This window comes from Mesorhizobium sp. CNPSo 4684 (assembly GCF_057784315.1).
The window spans coordinates 24,788-42,318 of record NZ_JBWLUX010000020.1 but is presented as its reverse complement, the minus strand read 5'-3'; the positions used below and the strand labels follow the sequence as shown (position 1 = coordinate 42,318).

The 17,531-nt window shown below is 63.2% G+C and carries 18 protein-coding genes; 10 read left to right on the top strand and 8 right to left on the bottom strand.

Features of this window, described 5'->3' with window-relative positions:
• Positions 1 to 9 precede the first annotated feature (9 nt).
• A complete protein-coding gene (locus AC04SG_RS19605; protein WP_488552390.1) occupies positions 10 to 441 on the top strand; it encodes a DUF4437 domain-containing protein in 432 nt (143 codons plus the stop codon).
• Between the two features lie 55 nt (positions 442 to 496).
• On the opposite strand, the gene AC04SG_RS19600 is transcribed toward AC04SG_RS19605, so the two are convergent.
• From AC04SG_RS19600 to AC04SG_RS19570, 7 genes are all read right to left on the bottom strand, one after another.
• Positions 497 to 1,600, bottom strand: coding sequence for an ABC transporter ATP-binding protein (locus tag AC04SG_RS19600; protein WP_488552389.1), 1,104 nt, complete (start codon positions 1,598 to 1,600; stop codon positions 497 to 499).
• Complete coding sequence (locus AC04SG_RS19595) at positions 1,600 to 2,703, bottom strand: ABC transporter ATP-binding protein (RefSeq protein WP_488552388.1); 1,104 nt, start codon at positions 2,701 to 2,703, stop codon at positions 1,600 to 1,602. The genes AC04SG_RS19600 and AC04SG_RS19595 overlap by 1 nt, the downstream gene beginning before the upstream one ends.
• The gene (locus tag AC04SG_RS19590; protein ID WP_488552387.1) at positions 2,700 to 2,936 is read right to left on the bottom strand and encodes a hypothetical protein; all 237 of its coding nucleotides are present in this window, start codon (positions 2,934 to 2,936) and stop codon (positions 2,700 to 2,702) included. The genes AC04SG_RS19595 and AC04SG_RS19590 overlap by 4 nt, the downstream gene beginning before the upstream one ends.
• Positions 2,933 to 3,892 carry a carbohydrate ABC transporter permease gene (locus AC04SG_RS19585; RefSeq protein ID WP_142867318.1) on the bottom strand — a complete coding sequence of 320 codons (960 nt, stop codon included), beginning with the start codon at positions 3,890 to 3,892 and terminating at the stop codon, positions 2,933 to 2,935. Before AC04SG_RS19585 ends, AC04SG_RS19590 begins: the two co-directional genes overlap by 4 nt.
• 1 nt (position 3,893) lies before the next feature.
• Positions 3,894 to 4,799, bottom strand: coding sequence for a carbohydrate ABC transporter permease (locus tag AC04SG_RS19580; RefSeq protein ID WP_488552386.1), 906 nt, complete (start codon positions 4,797 to 4,799; stop codon positions 3,894 to 3,896).
• A 66-nt stretch (positions 4,800 to 4,865) separates the two neighbouring features.
• Entirely contained in the window at positions 4,866 to 6,182 is a 1,317-nt protein-coding gene (locus tag AC04SG_RS19575; protein WP_488552385.1) for an ABC transporter substrate-binding protein, read from the bottom strand.
• Between the two features lie 356 nt (positions 6,183 to 6,538).
• Positions 6,539 to 7,222, bottom strand: coding sequence for a TetR/AcrR family transcriptional regulator (locus AC04SG_RS19570; protein ID WP_488552384.1), 684 nt, complete (start codon positions 7,220 to 7,222; stop codon positions 6,539 to 6,541).
• Between the two features lie 113 nt (positions 7,223 to 7,335).
• Here AC04SG_RS19570 and AC04SG_RS19565 point away from each other — a divergent pair, with 113 nt between their 5' ends.
• Genes AC04SG_RS19565 through AC04SG_RS19555 form a run of 3 tightly spaced genes read left to right on the top strand, consistent with a single transcriptional unit; the run spans position 7,336 to position 9,819 of the window.
• Positions 7,336 to 8,532 carry a Tm-1-like ATP-binding domain-containing protein gene (locus tag AC04SG_RS19565; protein WP_488552383.1) on the top strand — a complete coding sequence of 399 codons (1,197 nt, stop codon included), beginning with the start codon at positions 7,336 to 7,338 and terminating at the stop codon, positions 8,530 to 8,532.
• Between the two features lie 10 nt (positions 8,533 to 8,542).
• A complete protein-coding gene (locus AC04SG_RS19560; protein WP_203280441.1) occupies positions 8,543 to 9,403 on the top strand; it encodes a phosphoenolpyruvate hydrolase family protein in 861 nt (286 codons plus the stop codon).
• Positions 9,400 to 9,819, top strand: coding sequence for a cupin domain-containing protein (locus AC04SG_RS19555; protein ID WP_488552382.1), 420 nt, complete (start codon positions 9,400 to 9,402; stop codon positions 9,817 to 9,819). The genes AC04SG_RS19560 and AC04SG_RS19555 overlap by 4 nt, the downstream gene beginning before the upstream one ends.
• A gap of 163 nt (positions 9,820 to 9,982) precedes the next feature.
• On the opposite strand, the gene AC04SG_RS19550 is transcribed toward AC04SG_RS19555, so the two are convergent.
• A complete protein-coding gene (locus AC04SG_RS19550) occupies positions 9,983 to 11,185 on the bottom strand; it encodes a M24 family metallopeptidase (protein ID WP_488552381.1) in 1,203 nt (400 codons plus the stop codon).
• A gap of 371 nt (positions 11,186 to 11,556) precedes the next feature.
• On the opposite strand from AC04SG_RS19550, the gene AC04SG_RS19545 reads away from it, so the two are divergent.
• From AC04SG_RS19545 to AC04SG_RS19520, 6 genes are all read left to right on the top strand, one after another.
• Positions 11,557 to 13,161, top strand: coding sequence for an ABC transporter substrate-binding protein (locus AC04SG_RS19545; protein WP_488552380.1), 1,605 nt, complete (start codon positions 11,557 to 11,559; stop codon positions 13,159 to 13,161).
• 272 nt (positions 13,162 to 13,433) lie between these two features.
• The gene (locus AC04SG_RS19540; RefSeq protein WP_488552379.1) at positions 13,434 to 14,420 is read left to right on the top strand and encodes an ABC transporter permease; all 987 of its coding nucleotides are present in this window, start codon (positions 13,434 to 13,436) and stop codon (positions 14,418 to 14,420) included.
• Complete coding sequence (locus AC04SG_RS19535; RefSeq protein WP_488552378.1) at positions 14,417 to 15,247, top strand: ABC transporter permease; 831 nt, start codon at positions 14,417 to 14,419, stop codon at positions 15,245 to 15,247. The genes AC04SG_RS19540 and AC04SG_RS19535 overlap by 4 nt, the downstream gene beginning before the upstream one ends.
• On the top strand, positions 15,244 to 16,242 hold the full coding sequence (locus tag AC04SG_RS19530) for an ABC transporter ATP-binding protein (protein WP_488552377.1): 999 nt from the start codon (positions 15,244 to 15,246) through the stop codon (positions 16,240 to 16,242). Before AC04SG_RS19535 ends, AC04SG_RS19530 begins: the two co-directional genes overlap by 4 nt.
• A complete protein-coding gene (locus AC04SG_RS19525) occupies positions 16,239 to 17,027 on the top strand; it encodes an ATP-binding cassette domain-containing protein (RefSeq protein ID WP_488552376.1) in 789 nt (262 codons plus the stop codon). The genes AC04SG_RS19530 and AC04SG_RS19525 overlap by 4 nt, the downstream gene beginning before the upstream one ends.
• Positions 17,024 to 17,527 carry an L-2-amino-thiazoline-4-carboxylic acid hydrolase gene (locus AC04SG_RS19520; RefSeq protein WP_488552375.1) on the top strand — a complete coding sequence of 168 codons (504 nt, stop codon included), beginning with the start codon at positions 17,024 to 17,026 and terminating at the stop codon, positions 17,525 to 17,527. The genes AC04SG_RS19525 and AC04SG_RS19520 overlap by 4 nt, the downstream gene beginning before the upstream one ends.
• Positions 17,528 to 17,531 lie beyond the last annotated feature (4 nt).

Here is a 17,531-nt window from a genome sequence, read left to right as displayed (position 1 = left end):
GAACCCACCATGTCCAGTCGCTCTGCGTTTCTAGCGCTCGCCATTCTGTGCATCTTTCCCGCTCGCGCCTTCGCCCTCGAGGACAGCTACCTGCCGGCCGACAAGATCCCCTATGTCGCCGAAGTGCCGGACCAGCCGCATCGCCTTGGCCCATTATGGGGCGAGCGGGCCAAGGGGCCGGCCGGCACCTTGCTGAAAGTTCCCGGCAACTGGCGCGCACCGGTCCATGCGCACACCGCCGACTACCGCGCGGTGGTCATCAAGGGGCTGTGGGCGCACTGGCAGATGGACAGCGGCGAAGCGACCAAGGTCGAACTGCCGCCAGGGTCCTACTGGACCCAAAAGGCCAATGAGATGCACGACGACGCCTGCCTGTCGGAGACGGAGTGCGTGATCCTGCTGATCAACGACACGCCCTACGAGACCTATTTCCAGAAATAGAAGGCGCCTGCAGATTTTCGCCAGCGGATTGGCGCCGGCTTAAGTCTGCAGGAGCCTAGCTGGCGTGGCGCAGGCTTACGCCGCTGCCCTTGTCGAACAGCACGACCTTGTCCGCATTCCACGCGAAGCGCACCGATTGCTCGATCGCCACATCGGTCCTGGCCGGCACGGTGGCGCGTAGCGTCGTGTCGCCGACCCGCAGCGTCAGGATCTTTTCCACGCCATGGTTCTCGACATCGTGGACGCGCGCCTCGACCGGTGCACCACTCTCCAGATAGACGTCTTCCGGACGGATGCCGAAGACGAGCGGGCGCCCTTCGGTCGCCGCGCCCGCTTTCGCCCCTCCAAAACCCTTGGCTCCCCCTGAAAGCGGCAGCTCGAAATTCATCGGCGCCATCACCGCGCGATTATCCACCAGCCGGCCGTCGATGAGGTTCATCGGCGGCGAGCCGACGAAGCTCGCCACATAGGTATCGCGCGGATTGTTGTAGATCTCGTGCGGCGTGCCGGTCTGGACGATGCGGCCGTGGTTCAACACCCCGACCTTGTCGCCCATCGACATCGCCTCGATCTGGTCGTGGGTGACGAACAGGAAGGTGGCGCCGAGCTGTATCTGCAGGTTCTTCAGTTCCGTGCGAAGTGCCTCACGCAATTTGGCATCGAGCGCCGACAGCGGCTCGTCCATCAGGAACACACGCGGCTTGCGCACGATGGCGCGGCCGATCGAGACGCGCTGCATCTCGCCGCCCGAGAGGCGATCGGTCTTGCGGTCGAGCAGATGTTCGATCCGCAGTGTCTTGGCGGCTCGCGCAACGCGGTCCTTGATCTCGGCATCGGGCAGCCGGCGGATCTTCGGCTTCAGCGGGAATTCCAGGTTCTCGCGCACGGTATAGCGCGGGTAGAGCGAATATTGCTGTAGCACAAGCGCCACGTCGCGCTCGGCCGCACCCCAGTCGGCGACATCGACGCCGTCGATGAACACCTGGCCTTCGCTCGGCTTTTCGAGGCCGGCGACCATGCGCAGCGTCGTCGTCTTGCCGGCTCCCGTCTCGCCGAGCAGCACGAAGAACTCGCCATCGGCGATCTCGAGATTGAGCCCGGTCAACGCCGTGTGGTTGCCGAAGCTCTTCGAGATATTCTTGAGCTGGATATGCGCCATCAGAGCCTCACTCCAAGCGACTTGCCGCTTGCCGTGTCGAAGAAATGCGCCTGCGTCGGATCGATTCGGGCGAACACTTTCTCGCCAGGCCCGCCGACGAAGCCGCTCTTGGTGCGGGCGCGCAGCATCTTGGTGCCGACCTTGAGGTCGACAATGTCGAAGGAGCCGAGGGGCTCGACGATCTGCGTCTCGACCGGCAGGAAGCCCTCCGCCGCTTCATGGCGCACCAGCACGCCTTCAGGCCGGATGCCGAGTGCCAGCTGGCCACCGGCATGGCCGTTGAGCCTGGACAGAAGAGCCCGCGGGAATTCGAAACCGGCGGCAGCACCACCGACCGTGACCGAGGCCGAGGACGCTGTTTCTGCGACCGACGCATCGGCGACATTCATCACCGGGCTGCCGACGAACTGCGCCACGAACAGATTGGCCGGATGCGAATAGACCTCGTCTGGCGAGCCGACCTGCTGCAGCACGCCCTCATGCATGATGACAATGCGATCGGCGAGGCTCATCGCCTCGATCTGGTCATGCGTGACATAGATGGTGGTCGAGCCCTGCTTGATGTGCAGCCGCTTGATCTCGGCGCGCATCTCCTCGCGCAATTTGGCGTCGAGCGCGCCGATCGGTTCGTCCATCAGCATCGCCTTCGGGCGCCGCACCAGCGCCCTGCCGATAGCGACGCGCTGCATGTCGCCGCCTGACAGAGCCGACGGCTTCTTGGCCAGGAGGTCAGTGATCTGCAGCGTCTTGGCGACCGAGCGCACTTCCTGGTCGATCTCAGCCTTGCTCTTTCGCGTTGCCCTGAGTGGGAAAGCAACATTCTCGTAGACGCTCATATGCGGATAGAGCGAGAAGGACTGGAACACCATGGCGATGTCGCGGTCGGCGGCCTTGAGATGCTGCACCGGCTTGCCGTCGATAAGGATATCGCCGCCATCGATCGTCTCCAGCCCGGCAATGGCGCGCAACGTCGTCGTCTTGCCGCAGCCTGACTGGCCGAGCAACACGATGAATTCGTTGTCGTCGATTTTGAGGTTGAGGTCCTTGATGACCTGGACGGCGCCGAAGAATTTCTGAACGCCACGAAGCTCGATCTGGGTCAATGCGGTGCTCCCGGATTTCGCGCCGGCTCGTCCGCGCCGTGGCCAGTGCCGGCCTTCTCTTCCGGCGCGATCTTCGAGGTGATGTTGAAGCCGATCAGGCCGATCAGGATGATGGTCAGGCCGTATGAGTGCAGCAGCATGTTCCAGGGCTGGCAGAGCGCGACGATGCCGAGCACCATCAGGATCTGCGAGCCGGGTTCGAGATATTTCTGGTTGATGGTGCGAAAGCTCATTTGCGGATCGCTCCGAACGACATGCCGCGCAACAAATGATTGCGGAGCAGGAAGGTGAAGATCGCGACCGGCAGCAGGAACAGGAAAGTGCCTGCCGCAATCACCGTCCAGTCCGGCAGGCCGGAGCCGACCTGGCTGGGGATGAAGGGCGGTGCTGTCTGGGCACGGCGGCTGGTCATGATCAGTGCGAAGGCATATTCGTTCCACGCCGTGATAAAGCAGAACACGGCGGTGGCGGCGATGCCGGTTGCGGCCTCGGGCAGCACGATCTTGAAGAAGGCTTCCATGCGCGTGTAGCCGTCGACCAGGGCGGCCTCCTCGTATTCCTTCGGGATCTCGTCCATGAAGCCTTTCATCAGCCAGACCGAGAAGGACAGGTTGAAAGCGGTGTAGAGGATGATCAGGCCGAGGTGGGAATCGTTGAGGCCGACCGCCCGGTACATCAGGAACATGGGGATGGCGACGACCACCGGCGGCAGCATGCGCGTCGACAGGATGAAGAAGAGCAGATCCGCCTCCCCCTTCACCTTGAAGCGCGAGAAGCCGTAAGCGGTGAAGGTGCCCATGCCAACCGCCAGCACCGTCGAGGTTATGGCCACGATCAACGAGTTCATGAAGCGGCTCGGATAGCCGGACCACTGCACCTGGCCCTTGCCGTCACGCACGATCTTTTCGCCGCCGTCGAAGACGACGCGCTCCCACCAGGGAGCGGCTGCATACTCCTCCGGCGACGCCGGGTTGCGTAGCTGCGAGCGCTTGGTGAACAGTTTGACGAAGGGTGATATTTCCGGCTGGAAGACGACCGTCGGGGGGATGGTGGTGGCGAGATTGCGCGGCTTGAACGCCGTCGAGGCAATCCAGTAGATCGGCGCCAGGAAGATGATCGTCACCAACAGGACGGCGACAATTGCAACGCGATTGAAGCCGATTTCGGACGAAGTGCGCACGGCGGCCATCTCAGCGCTCCTTCACCTTGTTGAGGTATTTGACGTAGATATTGGTGATGGCCAGCACCATGATCAGCACGATGTAGGCGAGTGCGCAGGAGCGCCCGGTCTGCCATTCCTGGAACGCCATCTTGTAAAGCCGGATCGAGATAAGTTCGGCCGTCGGCTGGCTGGTCAGGATGTAGGCGAGATCGAATGTTTTGAATGCCTCCATGGTGCGGAAGATGACTGCGATCATCAGGATCGGCGCGACCAAAGGCAGCGTGATGCGAAAGAAGGTGTAGAACGGCCCGGCGCGGTCGATCGCGGCGGCTTCGTAGAGATGCTTCGGCACCGCCGAGAGACCGGCCAGCGAAAGCAGCATGACGAAGGGCGACCACATCCAGATGTCGGTAAGCGCCACCGCATAGAGCGCCATTTTCGGATTCGATAGCCATTCGAAGGTGCCGAGGCCGAGCGCATAGTTGATGATGCCGAAAGACGGATCGTAGAGAAGTTTCCAGAACAGGCCGACGACCGCCATCGACAGCATCATCGGCAACAGAAGCAGCGTCGTCAGCAAGCCCTTCAGCGGAATGTCGCGGTTGAGCAGCATGGCGACGCCAAAGCCGACCAGCAGCTGACCGGCGACCGAGATGATGACGTATTTCGCGGTGATGGCGAAATTGGACCACACATAGGGGTCGTCGAGCAGGTCGCGGTAGTTCTGCAGCCCAACGAAATTCGCCGCCGCATTGGTCGACGCGCGGAAATCGGTGAAGGAATAGCCCAGCGAATAGATCAGCGGGAAAATGTTGAAGACGATCAGGAACAGGATCGTCGGAATGATGAAGAGATTGCGGATCGACATGTCGCTGAGGCCGCGTGCGGCGGCTCGCGAGGATCTGTCTAGCGTGGTGATCATCGTGGTCGCCAAGACCCTGCTCCCGTTTCAAAAAGAAAACGGAGGAGGCACAAAGACCCCCTCCGTGAGGCATATTGTCTATTGGCCGCGGCCGTACTTTTTGAACGTCGCGTTCCAGTCGCCTGCGAGGGCGTCCAGCGTCTCCTTGGCGGTGCCTTCACCGCCGATCATGTAGGGATAGACGCGCTGGTTGAGCTGCTGCAGCAGTTCGGCATATTCCGGCACCGCCCAGAAATCCTTCACCTTGAACATGGTCTCGTAGAAGGCCTTGTTGTACGGCGTGGCGTTCTGGAATTCCTCCGACTTGAGCACGGCGGCACTGCAGGTGTAGCCGCCGAGCGCTGCCCACTTCTTCTGGGTCTCGTCCTTGATGAACCATTCAAGGAACTTCGTCGCCTCTTCCTGCTTCTTGGAGTAGGAAACGATGGAGATGCCCTGACCGCCAAGTGCGGCGAACTGGTCGCCGCCGGGGCCGGCAGGATTGGCGAAGAAGCCGGTGTTCTTGGCGTTCGGGTTGGACGCCTCGTTGATCAGCGAGGGGAAGAACGCGAAGTAGTTCATACTCATCGCGGCCAGATTTTCAGTGATCGCCTGGTTGTCTTCGACGAAGAACGACTTGGCCCAGCCCGGAGGCGTGAACTTGTAGAGTTCCTTGTAGGCGTCGAGCGCCGCGATCGCCTTGTCGGAGTTGATGAAGCCATCGACCTTGTAGGTCTTATAGTCACCCAACTCGCCGCCAAAGGAGAACAACGCGTTCTCAAAACCCATCGCCATCGCGTCATAGGAATTGTCGGTATAGATGGCGATGCCGTATCTCTTCTGATCCGGCCGGTGGAAGAATTCGGCGATGTCGCGCATCGCCTTGAAATCCTTCGGCACGTCGAGATCGTAGCCATACTTGGCCTTGAAGGCTTCCTTTTCCTTGGGGTCTTCGAACCAGTCCTTGCGATAGGACCAGCCGACGGCGTCGCCTTCGAGCGGAATGGCCCAGTACTTGCTGCTGCCGCCCGGATATTCGGCGTAGTATTTCACCGTCGCCGGCGCCATCACTTCGCCAACCTTGTGCTTGTTGAAGAAGTCGGTCAGGTCGACATAGTGGCCGCCGGTGGAGCCGGCGCCGAGCCATTGCGAGTCGCCGACGACCATATCATAGGCATCGCCATGGGCGTTGAACTCGGTGAAGGCCTTGGTCTGGAAGTCGGGCCACGGTGTGGTTTCCACCGTAATCTTGACGCCGGTTTCCTTCTCGTACTCGTTGCCGAGTTCCTGCAGGTAATTGGCCGGATCCCATTCCGCCCAGAAGATGGTGAGCGATTTATCCTGCGCGTAAACGGACGTTCCGCAGGCAAGCACTAAGCCGATACCAGCAAGCAGGCTGGTCATTGTCTTGCGCATAATGTTTCCTCCCTTGTGCGCATTCTACCGTATCATGCGAGCCGGCAACGGGGCCGGCCCTGGTAGTTCCCGAGATCGCACCTTTCCGGTTCCAAGCCTCCGTGCTTTGCCGGAAAATGGACCGCAGCTCTCACTTTCGATCCGCTTTTTCTGTCCTGATCTGGTATTACCAATTTTGGATAGCCGTCAAGCTCTTTCTTGGACCACGGCCGGAGCTTGCATAACCGGATTTATCATGTATCTGCCTGTTTTCCCTTAATTTTCCTACTCCTTGATATAGGAGAGCCTTGTTTCGGTACCCACATCCAGGTTAACATCGGTAGTGGTCGCTCAAATCTGGTCGAACCAGATTGGCGCTATTTCGCCGCTGCCGCCGGCCGCGCCGTATCCGCTTCTGTCATCGATTCCGCCATCGCGGCGCGCACCAAGGCGCCCGCCGCCCATTGCGCGACCGAGCGCATTCCGCGGCTGTCGAGCCCCCATATGTCCTTCAGCACGATCAGCACTTCGACGCCGAACATCATCGACAGCGCCTGCGCCAGGCGCTTGAATTCGCGCGGCGGCAGCTGCCCCTTGAGCGGCGCGATTGCATCCTTCAGCAGCTGGACGCGATGGCCGCGTGTGAACTGCGGCTCGCCCCCCAGCGTGCCCGCCTGGTGCTGCGCCCACTGGTCGAGCGACAGTTTCAGCGCTGCCTTGAAGGTTGCCTCGAAAGCCTCGATGCGCGGCATGGCCGTGTCGAACAATTCGGCGACGCGGCGTTGCGGATCTTTCGAAGCCGATTGCCAGGTCAGGATCGGCCCGAGCCCCTCGTCGACCACGGCATGCACCAGGGCTGCCTGGCTCGGGAAATAGCGATAAGCCGTGGCGCGCGAGACTTCAGCCGCCTCCGCGACTTCGCTGACCGAGGGCGTGACGCCCGCCTGCATCAGCCGCGTCGCCGTCTCCAGCATCAGCCGCCTCGTGCGGGCGCGCGGGCCGCGTTCGGCAGCCTCTTTGGCGTCGTCGCCTGTTGCAGCTTGTTGACGTGAGACATCCATGTCAATACGATACGCGCGTCTCAAAAAATTGCAATGGCCTTCGTTCAACGAAGGGCCGGGCAAGTGAGCGGCGGGCGGCTCAACGCGGGGTCAGCCGGCGATGGGAGAACGCGATGAAACGCATCTATGTGGTGGGCACAGCCGACACCAAGGGCGAAGAACTTGCCTTCCTGGCCGATACGATTGCCGCCACCGGCAGTTCGGTAGCCCGCGTCGACATCGGCACGCGCGGCGCCACCGTGCCGGTCGATATTCCAGCCAGCGAGGTCGCCGCGCATCACCCGGGCGGAGCTAGCGCCGTGCTCGGCATCGACGACCGCGGTACCGCGGTGGCCGGAATGGGCGCCGCCTTCACCAGCTTCATCCTGTCCCGCGACGACGTAGCCGGCATTATCGGCATCGGTGGCGGCGGCGGTACCTCGATCGTCACCTCAGGCATGCGCGCGCTGCCGCTGGGCGTCCCGAAGATCATGGTCTCGACACTCGCCTCCGGCGACACAGCGCCCTATGTCGACGTCTCCGACATCATCATGATGCCCTCGGTGACCGATATGGCGGGACTGAACCGGCTCTCCCGCACGGTGTTGCACAATGCGGCGCAGGCCATCGCGGGCATGGCGTCGAAACCCGCGCCGGCTGCAACCGGCAAGCCGGCGCTCGGGCTGACCATGTTCGGCGTCACCACCCCTTGCGTGACGGCCATCGCCGACCAGCTCCGGGTAAACTACGACTGCATGGTCTTCCACGCCACCGGCACCGGTGGCCGCTCGATGGAGAAGCTCGCCGACAGTGGCCTGCTCTCCGGCGTCATCGACATCACCACGACGGAGGTCTGCGACCTGCTGTTCGGCGGCGTGTTGCCGGCGACGGAAGATCGCTTCGGCGCCATTGCTCGCACCAAGCTCCCCTATGTCGGTTCTGTCGGCGCGCTCGACATGGTCAATTTCTGGGCGCCACCGACCATTCCCGAGAAATATCGCGGCCGGCTGTTTTACGAGCACAATCCCAACGTCACGCTGATGCGCACGACGGCAGACGAATGCCGCAAGATCGGCGAATGGATCGGCGAGAAGCTGAGCCGCTGCGAGGGACCGGTGCATTTCCTGATCCCGGAAAAAGGCGTATCGGCGCTCGACATCGAGGGCGGCGCCTTCTTCGATCCGCAAGCTGACGCCATCCTGTTCGACGCCATCGAGCGAACCATCCAGCCGAATGCCACGCGCCGCGTCACGCGGCTGCCGCTGCACATCAACGACCCGAAATTTGCCAAGGCCGCAATCGCGGCCTTCCTCGACATCGCCAGACAGTGAGAGCCCAGACATGGCCGCCATACCGCGCAAGGACATACTGAAGAAGTTCAAGGCGATGATCGCCGACGGCGTGCCCATCGTCGGCGGCGGCGCCGGCACCGGCCTGTCGGCCAAGGCCGAGGAAGCCGGCGGCATCGACCTGATCATCATCTACAATTCCGGCCGCTACCGCATGGCCGGACGCGGCTCGGCCGCCGGCCTGCTCGCCTACGGCAATGCCAACGAGATCGTCAAGGAAATGGCTTATGAGGTGCTGCCGGTGGTGAAGAAGACGCCGGTTCTAGCCGGCGTCAACGGCACCGATCCCTTCGTCATCATGCCGCTGCTTCTCACCGAGCTGAAGACGATGGGCTTTTCCGGCGTGCAGAATTTTCCAACGATCGGCCTGTTCGACGGCAGCATGCGGCAAAGTTTTGAAGAAACCGGTATGGGCTTCGGCCTCGAGGTCGACATGATCGCCGAGGCGCACAAGCTCGACCTGTTGACCACGCCCTATGTCTTCAACCCGGACGAGGCTCGCGCCATGGCACGAGCCGGCGCCGACATCATCGTCGCCCATATGGGCGTGACGACCGGTGGCTCGATTGGCGCGACATCGGCCAAGTCGCTCGACGACTGCGTTGTCCAGATCGACGCCATCGCCAACGCCGCGCGTTCGGTGCGCAAGGACGTCATCCTGCTTTGCCATGGCGGACCGATCTCGATGCCGGACGACGCCCGCTACATTCTCGATCGCTGCAAAGGCCTGCACGGCTTCTATGGCGCAAGCTCGATGGAACGGCTGCCGGCGGAAGCCGCGATCGCCAGGCAGACGGCGGATTTCAAAGCCGTCACGCTGCACGACCAGAAGAAAAGAAGGGATGAGAGATGACCGACAAGAGCAAGGTGTTTGTCTACCCGAAGGACGTCAGCGCCTTCGGCTTCGACTGGGGCAAGCTGGCGCTGACGGTCGCTCCGGAAGTGAATGGCGCGACGCGCTTTTCCGGCGGCGTCGTCGACCTGCCCTCAGGCAAGGGCCACACCCGCCACAATCATCCCGGCGCGGAAGAGATCATCTTCGTCATCTCAGGCAATGGCGAGCAGATGGTCGAGGACGAGAACGGCAACCCGGTGGTGGCGAGAGTCGGGCCCGGCTGCACCATCTATGTGCCGGAAAGCCGGTTTCATTCGACGCTGAATACGGGTGACGGGCCGATGCAGCTCTTCGTCGTTTACTCGCCGGCCGGGCCGGAACTGGTGCTGCGGGAGCTGCCGGATTTCAGGCTGATCCCGGCGGGTGGGAAATAGCCTTATAGGGCAGCGCCGCCCCTCATTGTCCTGCCGGACATTTCTCCCCGTATAGTGACGGGGAGAAAGACACTGTCATCAACGATTTCGCAAATCGCCGAAGCTGCCCTCTTCTCCGCGTTCTACGGGGAGAAGGTGCCGGCAGGCGGATGAGGGGCGGCGCCTACTTTTCGGCCCTTGAAATCCCACCCCTGTTCCACCCCCTGGCCCGATCCCCGAATATCACATACCCCGTATCCGTCACCGCCAGCGTATCCTCCAACTTGATGAACCCTCGCGTCGGGTGGAGCATGGTCGTCTCCACCGACAGCACCATGTTCGTTTCCAGCGGCTTGGCGGCGTAAGTGCCTTCGTACGTCACCGGATGGTTGGTCATCAGGAACGGCGCTTCATGCGTGATCAGCCCCATGCCGTGGGCGAAGAAATCCGTATAGGGCGCAACCTTGGAGGCCTTCAGCACCCCCTCGGCATGCGAAATCATGTCGCCGCCGATGGTGCCTGCCTTGACCTTGGAGAAGGCCGCCTGCTGCACCGTCTCGACCTCGGCCAGCAGATCTTCCAGTTCGGCATCGGGTTCACCGAGAATGCCCATGCGGCAGAGATCGCCAATATAGCCATGGTAATTGCCGCCGGAATCGATCGACAGCACCTCGCCCTTCTTCCACGCCTGCGGTGACGCCGCCCGATTGTGGCTGGAGCCGAGCGTCAGCAGGCAATATTCGAAATGCGCGCCGCGATTGGTTTCCTCGCGCCGCAGATGCTCGATAATATCGGCCTTGGTGGTGCCTTCGCGCGCCCATTGGATGGTCGCCAGCATGGAATCGGTGATCAGCTCGGAAGCGATGCGCAGCTTTTCCAGTTCGGCCTCTGTCTTGATGGCACGCATGCGCTCCAGCATGTCGGTCGCGTCGATCAGCTTGGCGTCCGGCAACGCCTTGCGGATCAGCGCATAGGCGTCCGATGGCAGGAAGGCCGGCTCGATGCCGATGCGCGCGCCCGCCTTGCCGATCTTGCTGATATGCTCCACCGCAAGATTGGCGGCGTCGAGCGTGCCCCAGCAAGCTGTATGCAGCGTCGGCGTCCAGAACGGGTTGTTCTGGTGCTCGGCGCCCTCCATGCGGTTGCCGATATACGCCGCATGCTCCGGCCCGCCCTTCTCGTAGACGACAACGGGCAGATAGCGGCTGTGGCCGATCGCATCCATGGCGGCAAAGAAGATGAACTTGTAGCCGCCGAGCAGGTACTGCGTGTTGTGCTTGGACGTCGCCAGCAGCACATCGATGCCGGCTTCCTCCATCAGCCGGTCGACCCGTACCTGGTCGAACGGGATATTGCTGACGGCATTCTTGCCCGGAGCAATGTTCATATCTCTCTCCCTGATTGCTTGAGATCGTCGGTCGCGTTGCGCCTGATCCCTTGGCTCGATCAAATCTGCACCATTTTGCTCACTCTGGTCCAGCCAGAAACAGGGAAATGGCGTAACCGAGCCGGTCACCAAGTCGTCATTCGTCGGCTACCCAGCCTATCTGGTCCTACCAGGATGATCGGTTGGAGCCACTGCTTCTAACTGGTCCAGCGGATGAAAATTTCAAAGCCAAGCAAGGATGCGCCAACTCCGTCTCTGGCGAAACCCCGGACAAGGCCCATAATCGGCGCTACAAGGAGGCTGGCGGACCCGCTGGTATCCGAGAGGGATTGGCGCGCCCGGCAGGGTCGCGGAGAGGACGGAGTTCGATCATGTCAGATATTTCCAGACGCACGCTGCTTTCGGGCTCAGCCCTGTTGCTTGCCTCCACCGCCATGCCGTCGATTGGCTGGGCGCAGACGCCGAAGAAGGGCGGCCGCCTCGTGCTCGCCGCCGATTCCGAACCGCGCAATCTCAATCCGGCGATTGTCGCCTCCAACGGCGTTTTCTTCATCTCCAGCAAGATCGTCGAGACCTTGGCCGAGGCCTCGTTTGACGGCAAGGATGGGCTCGAGCCGCGTCTGGCGCTCTCCTGGGAAGGCGCCGCCGATGGGCTCTCCGTGACATTCAAACTACGCGAGGGCGTCAAATGGCATGACGGCAAGCCGTTCACCTCGGCCGACGTCGCCTTCTCGGCGCTGCAGATCTGGAAGCCGCTGCAAAATCTCGGCCGCACCGTGTTCAAGGATCTGGCCAGCGTCGATACCCCGGACGACTTCACCGCCGTACTCAAATTCGCCAAGCCGACTCCGTTCCAGCTCATCCGCAACGCCTTGCCGGCGCTGTCGAGCGTGGTGCCAAAGCATGTCTATGAGGTCGGCAAGATCGAGGACAACCCGGCCAACAATGAGCCCATCGGCACCGGCCCGTTCAAGTTCGGCGAGTACAAGCCCGGCCAGTATTACAAGCTGACCAGGAATGCCGACTACTGGGGCAAGGACGAGCCCTATCTCGACGAGATCATCTATCAGGTGCTGCCCGACCGCACCTCGGCCGCGGCCGCGCTCGAGGCCGAGGAGATCCAGCTCGCCGCCTTCTCCGCGGTGCCGCTGGCCGACCTCGACCGCATCTCCAAGGTGCCGGGCCTGAAGGTCATCTCCAAGGGCTATGAGGGGCTAACCTACCAACTCATCGTCGAGATCAACCACCGCCGCAAGGAACTGGCCGACGTGAAGGTGCGCCAGGCCATCGCGCATGCCATCGACAAGGACTTCGTCGTCAAGACGGTGTTCCTCGGCTATGCCGCGACCGCCACCGGCCCGGTGCCGAAGAACGATCCGCAATTCTACACCGCCGACGTGCCGACCTATCCATTCGACGTCGCCAAGGCCAACGCACTACTCGACGAGGCCGGCTACGCCAAAGCCGATGATGGCAAGCGCTTTGCGCTCAAACTCCTGCCGGCGCCCTATTTCAACGAGACCAAACAATTCGGCGACTATCTGCGCCAGGCGCTGGCTGCGATCGGCATCGACGCCGAGATCGTCAACAACGATGCGCCCGCGCACATCAAGGCGGTCTACACCGACCACGCCTTCGACCTCGCCGTCGGCCCGCCAGTGTTCCGCGGCGACCCGGCGATCTCGACCACCATCCTGGTGCAGAGCGGCATTCCGGACGGCGTGCCGTTCTCCAACCAGGGCGGCTACAAGAACGATGCGCTCGATGCGCTGATCGCCAAGGCATCGGAAACGCTCGACACCGCAGCGCGCACCGATCTGTACAAGGAATTCCAGAAGGAGGTGGCCGCCGACCTGCCGCTGATCAACGTTGCGGAGTGGAGTTTTATCAGCGTCGCGCGCGACACTGTGGGGAATATCGCCAACAATCCGCGCTGGGCGGTTTCGAACTGGGCGGACACGTATCTGGCGGGCTAGCGCGATCCGCACGCGATGCTTGCGCATCGTTTGAGCGAGTGCTCATCATCAGGGATGAGAGTTCCTTCGCGCCCCCCTCTGTCCTGCCGGACATCTCCCCCACGAGGGGGTAGATTGGCAGTTTCTGCCGCCCGCTCAGTCCTGCAACGTTGGAGATTGGCGAAGGCAGCGATGACAGCTGATCTCCCCCCTTGTGGGGGAGATGTCCGGCAGGACAGAGGGGGGCGCCGTAGAGCGCAACTTCAAATGCTTGCGGGCGGCGCCATTTCGCCATGACCCGCGCCCTCACCCTCATTCGCCGCCGTCTCGTCGGCAGCATCTTCGTGCTGCTGATCGTCATCATCGGCACCTTCCTTTTGCTCGAAGCCGCGCCCGGTGACGCCGTCGACGCGTATATCGTCTCGACCGGTGGCGATGCCGGCATGATCGAATTGCTGCGTCATCGCTGGGGCCTCGACCAGTCGGAACTGACACGGCTCGCCAACTATCTCTGGGCGCTGCTGCATCTCGACCTCGGCCAGTCAGTCACCTTCTCGCGACCGATCCGCGAAGTCATCCTCGAGCGCCTGCCGACGACATTGCTTCTGATGGTCAGCGCCACCGCGCTCTCCTTTGGCTTGGGCTCGGCACTTGGCATCTATGCCGGCGCCAGACCCGGCAGTTTTCGCGACCGCTTCCTGTCCGTCGGCTCGCTGGCGCTCTATGCCGTGCCTGGCTTCTGGCTCGGCCTGGTGCTGATCGTCGTCTTCGCCGTCGATTTGCGCTGGCTGCCGATCGGTGGCATCGAGAGCCTGGCCTCCGACAAGACCGGCTTCGCCCGCGCCGCCGACATTGCCGTCCATCTCGTACTGCCGGTTTCCGCGCTCGGCTTCATCTATCTCGCGCTGTATCTGCGCATGATGCGCGCCGGCATGGCCGAGGCCTGGCGGCAGGATTTTGTCCTCGCCGCCCGCGCCAGGGGGCTGTCGCGCCGCCGCATCGTGTTGGCCCACGTCGCCCGCAATGCGCTCTTGCCGCTGGTCACCATGCTCGGCCTGCAATCGGCGCAGATGCTGGGCGGCAGCGTCGTCATCGAGAGCGTCTTTGCCGTGCCCGGGCTCGGCCGGCTGGCGCAGGAAGCGGTGGCTTCGCGCGACACGCCGCTGCTGCTCGGCATCATTCTCACCAGCGCCGTCCTGGTCATCGCCATCAACCTTGCCGTCGACATCGCCTACGCCTTTCTCGACCCGCGCGTCGGCGCCAGCGAGGCCGGCGCGTGAGCCCGCTCAACCGGCTCCTGCGCCGGCCGGAAGCGGTCGCCGGCGCGATCATTCTGGCGGTGCTTTTCGCCATGGCGCTGTCTGCGTCGCTGCTTTTCCCCGGCGACCCTCAAGCCATCGCCGGTCCGGCCCTGCTGCCGCCGTTTCAGGACTGGTCGCTGCCGCTCGGCACCGACCGGCTCGGCCGCGATGTGCTGGCCGAATTGTTCCACGGCGCCCGCACCTCGCTGGCGGTCGGGCTGGCGGCGGCAGCGGCGGCGCTTTTCATCGGCGCGGTCATCGGCACGCTGGCCGGCTTTGCCGGCGGCCTCGTCGACGAGGTGCTGATGCGGATCACCGATGCCTTCCAGACCGTGCCGAGTTTTCTCCTGGCGCTGGCTTTCGTCAGCGTCGTCGGCCCGTCGCTCGGCATCGTCGTCGCGGCCATCGCACTTGGCGCCTGGACCGGACCGGCGCGTGTGGCGCGCGCCGAAGTACTGTCGATCCGCGAACGCGACTACGTCGCCGGCGCCCGCGTCCTCGGCATGCACCCGCTTGCAATCGCTTTCCGCGAAGTGCTGCCCAACGCTCTGCCGCCGGTGCTGGCGCTGTCCTCGGTGATCGTCGCCGCCGCGATCCTCACCGAAGCAGCACTTTCCTTCCTCGGCCTCGGCGACCCCAATCGCGTCACCTGGGGCGGCATGATCGCCGAGGGCCGCACCGTTCTGCGCACCGCGCCCTTCCTGTCGATCGTTCCAGGTATCGCACTCGTGCTGACCGTGCTCGGTATCTATCTCGCCGGCGAAGGCGTGGTCGAGACGACGGCCGTGCGGAGGAGCCTGTCGTGACCGCGCTGGCTGAGATCTGCGATCTCTCGGTGCACTATCGGCGGGATGGGACCGAGGTGACGGCGCTGAAAGGCATCGGCCTTGATGTTTTTGCAGGAGAGCGCCTGGCGATCATCGGCGAGAGCGGTTCCGGCAAGAGCACACTGGCGCTGGCGATTGCGGGGTTGCTGCCGGGGAGCGCCAGGATTGAGGGTACCATCGATTGGCACAAATCGGAATCGTCTCATTCCTTCGCGCCCCCCTCTGTCCTGCCGGACATCTCCCCAACGAGGGGGGAGATTAGGCTGTCATCTCCGCTTTCGCCAATCGCTGACCTTGCAGAAAGGGAGCCGACGGCGACGCCGCTAATCTCCCCCCTCGTGGGGGAGATGTCCGGCAGGACAGAGGGGGGCGCCGTAGAGAACCGACCTTCCCATCTTCACAGTAGAGCGCCCCTCCCCGGCCGCGACATCGGCTTCGTCTTCCAGGATCCCTCGGCCAGCCTCGATCCAGTGATGACGATCGGCAAGCAAATCGCCGAAGTCGCCCGTACCCATCTCGGCCTTGACTGGCCACAAGCTTACGCCAGGGCAAAGCACCTGCTCGAACGCGTCCGCTTGCCCGACCCGGCCTCCGCCATACGCGCCTTTCCTCATCAGCTCTCCGGCGGCCAGAAGCAGCGCGTAGCGATCGCCTCCGCGATTGCGGCCGGACCCAAACTGCTGATCGCCGATGAGGCGACAAGCGCGCTCGACACCATCGTGCAAGCCGAGATCGTCGCGCTGATCCGGCAACTGGTCATCGAGGATGGCATGACGTTGTTGTTCATCAGCCACGACATCGCGCTGGCCGCCGAACTCGCCGAGCGCATCGCCGTCTTCCGGTATGGGGGACTGGTCGAGATCGGCGCGACGGAGCAGATCGTCAATGCCCCGAGCCACGCCTATACGCGCGCGCTGCTCGACGCCCATCTTGGGCTCGACGCCTCGCCGCTGCTGCGACGGACGCCGGCATGAGCTTGCTCGCCGTCTCCGACCTAACCAAGCGCTATCGCCGCGGCGGCAAGACCATCGCCGCCGTCGACGGCGTTTCCTTCGCCGTCGAACCTGGCGAGACGCTGGCGCTGGCCGGCCCCTCCGGCAGCGGCAAGTCGACGATCGCACGGCTGGTGCTCAGGCTGATCGAACCGGATGCCGGAAATATACAATTCGAAGGCGATGACTTCCTTACCTTGAACGGCGCTGCCCTGCGTGCCCGGCGAGCCCACCTGCAAATGGTGTTTCAGGATCCGCTCGCCGCCTTCAACCCGCGCGCCACGGTGGCGCGCGTGCTTGACGATCCCTTGCGCATCCATGCCATCGCTTCCCGCGCCGAGCGTCCGGCCCGCATCGCTGCCTTGCTCGAGCGTGTTGGGCTGACGGCCGATCTCGCTCCACGCGCCATCCATGAGATCTCCGGCGGCCAGCGCCAGCGCGTGGCGATTGCCCGCGCCATCGCAACGAACCCGTCGCTGATTGTACTCGACGAGGCGGTGTCGGCGCTCGACGTCTCCGTGCGCGGACAGATTCTTGAGCTGCTGCTCGACCTGCAGGCCAGGGAACGGATCGCCTATATCTTCATTTCGCATGATCTCGGCGTTGTTCGTGCGATCGCCCACCGCGTCGTCCTTCTCGACGCCGGGCGGATCGCTGAGCGCGGCGACGCCCGCGCCGTTATCGACGCGCCGCAATCGGCGATTGGCAAGGCACTGGTGGCGGCGGCACCAAGACTGAATCGAACACATCTACAGGACGCATCATGACAGACGCCCGAGCCGAAAAACTCTCACGAGAACTCGATTCCGCCTTCCGCAACCGGGCCGATCTCTACCGTCTGTTTCTCGACGAGTTGACCGGCGAACTGGGCGCGGAAAGGGCCGAGGCGATCATGGTCCGCACCATCGAGCAGCGCGGCAAGGAGGTGGCGGCAGCAGCCTTCGCCCGCTTCGGGCCCAACGACGCAGCGGCCATCGGCGAAGCGTTCCTGGCCGTCAGCCCGGATGGCGGCCTGATGTATCCGACCGATGTCGAGCGCGGGCCGGACCATATCGCCTTCAAGGTGAAACGCTGCCCACTGAAGGAGGCCTGGATCGAGGCGGGTGTCGGCGATGAAAAGCTCGCCACGCTCTGCCGCATCGCCGGGGCTTTCGACCGAGGCCTGTTCGAGGCGACGGGCGTGCGCTTCGACAATGTCACCTGGACGCCGGGCCACGGCTCAGGCTGCTGCCACATCGCGCTGACCAACCGGGATGCTGCCGGATAGCCAG

What these genes read in the sequence shown, in the direction of transcription:
- AC04SG_RS19555 (WP_488552382.1), top strand. Translation starts at nt 9,400, where the DNA reads ATGACCGACAAGAGCAAGGTGTTTGTCTACCCGAAGGACGTCAGCGCC.
- AC04SG_RS19605 (WP_488552390.1), top strand. Translation starts at nt 10, where the DNA reads ATGTCCAGTCGCTCTGCGTTTCTAGCGCTCGCCATTCTGTGCATCTTT.
- AC04SG_RS19560 (WP_203280441.1), top strand. Translation starts at nt 8,543, where the DNA reads ATGGCCGCCATACCGCGCAAGGACATACTGAAGAAGTTCAAGGCGATG.
- AC04SG_RS19600 (WP_488552389.1), bottom strand. Translation starts at nt 1,600, where the DNA reads ATGGCGCATATCCAGCTCAAGAATATCTCGAAGAGCTTCGGCAACCAC.
- AC04SG_RS19575 (WP_488552385.1), bottom strand. Translation starts at nt 6,182, where the DNA reads ATGCGCAAGACAATGACCAGCCTGCTTGCTGGTATCGGCTTAGTGCTT.
- AC04SG_RS19525 (WP_488552376.1), top strand. Translation starts at nt 16,239, where the DNA reads ATGAGCTTGCTCGCCGTCTCCGACCTAACCAAGCGCTATCGCCGCGGC.
- AC04SG_RS19550 (WP_488552381.1), bottom strand. Translation starts at nt 11,185, where the DNA reads ATGAACATTGCTCCGGGCAAGAATGCCGTCAGCAATATCCCGTTCGAC.
- AC04SG_RS19520 (WP_488552375.1), top strand. Translation starts at nt 17,024, where the DNA reads ATGACAGACGCCCGAGCCGAAAAACTCTCACGAGAACTCGATTCCGCC.
- AC04SG_RS19590 (WP_488552387.1), bottom strand. Translation starts at nt 2,936, where the DNA reads ATGAGCTTTCGCACCATCAACCAGAAATATCTCGAACCCGGCTCGCAG.
- AC04SG_RS19565 (WP_488552383.1), top strand. Translation starts at nt 7,336, where the DNA reads ATGAAACGCATCTATGTGGTGGGCACAGCCGACACCAAGGGCGAAGAA.
- AC04SG_RS19585 (WP_142867318.1), bottom strand. Translation starts at nt 3,892, where the DNA reads ATGGCCGCCGTGCGCACTTCGTCCGAAATCGGCTTCAATCGCGTTGCA.
- AC04SG_RS19545 (WP_488552380.1), top strand. Translation starts at nt 11,557, where the DNA reads ATGTCAGATATTTCCAGACGCACGCTGCTTTCGGGCTCAGCCCTGTTG.
- AC04SG_RS19540 (WP_488552379.1), top strand. Translation starts at nt 13,434, where the DNA reads ATGACCCGCGCCCTCACCCTCATTCGCCGCCGTCTCGTCGGCAGCATC.
- AC04SG_RS19570 (WP_488552384.1), bottom strand. Translation starts at nt 7,222, where the DNA reads ATGGATGTCTCACGTCAACAAGCTGCAACAGGCGACGACGCCAAAGAG.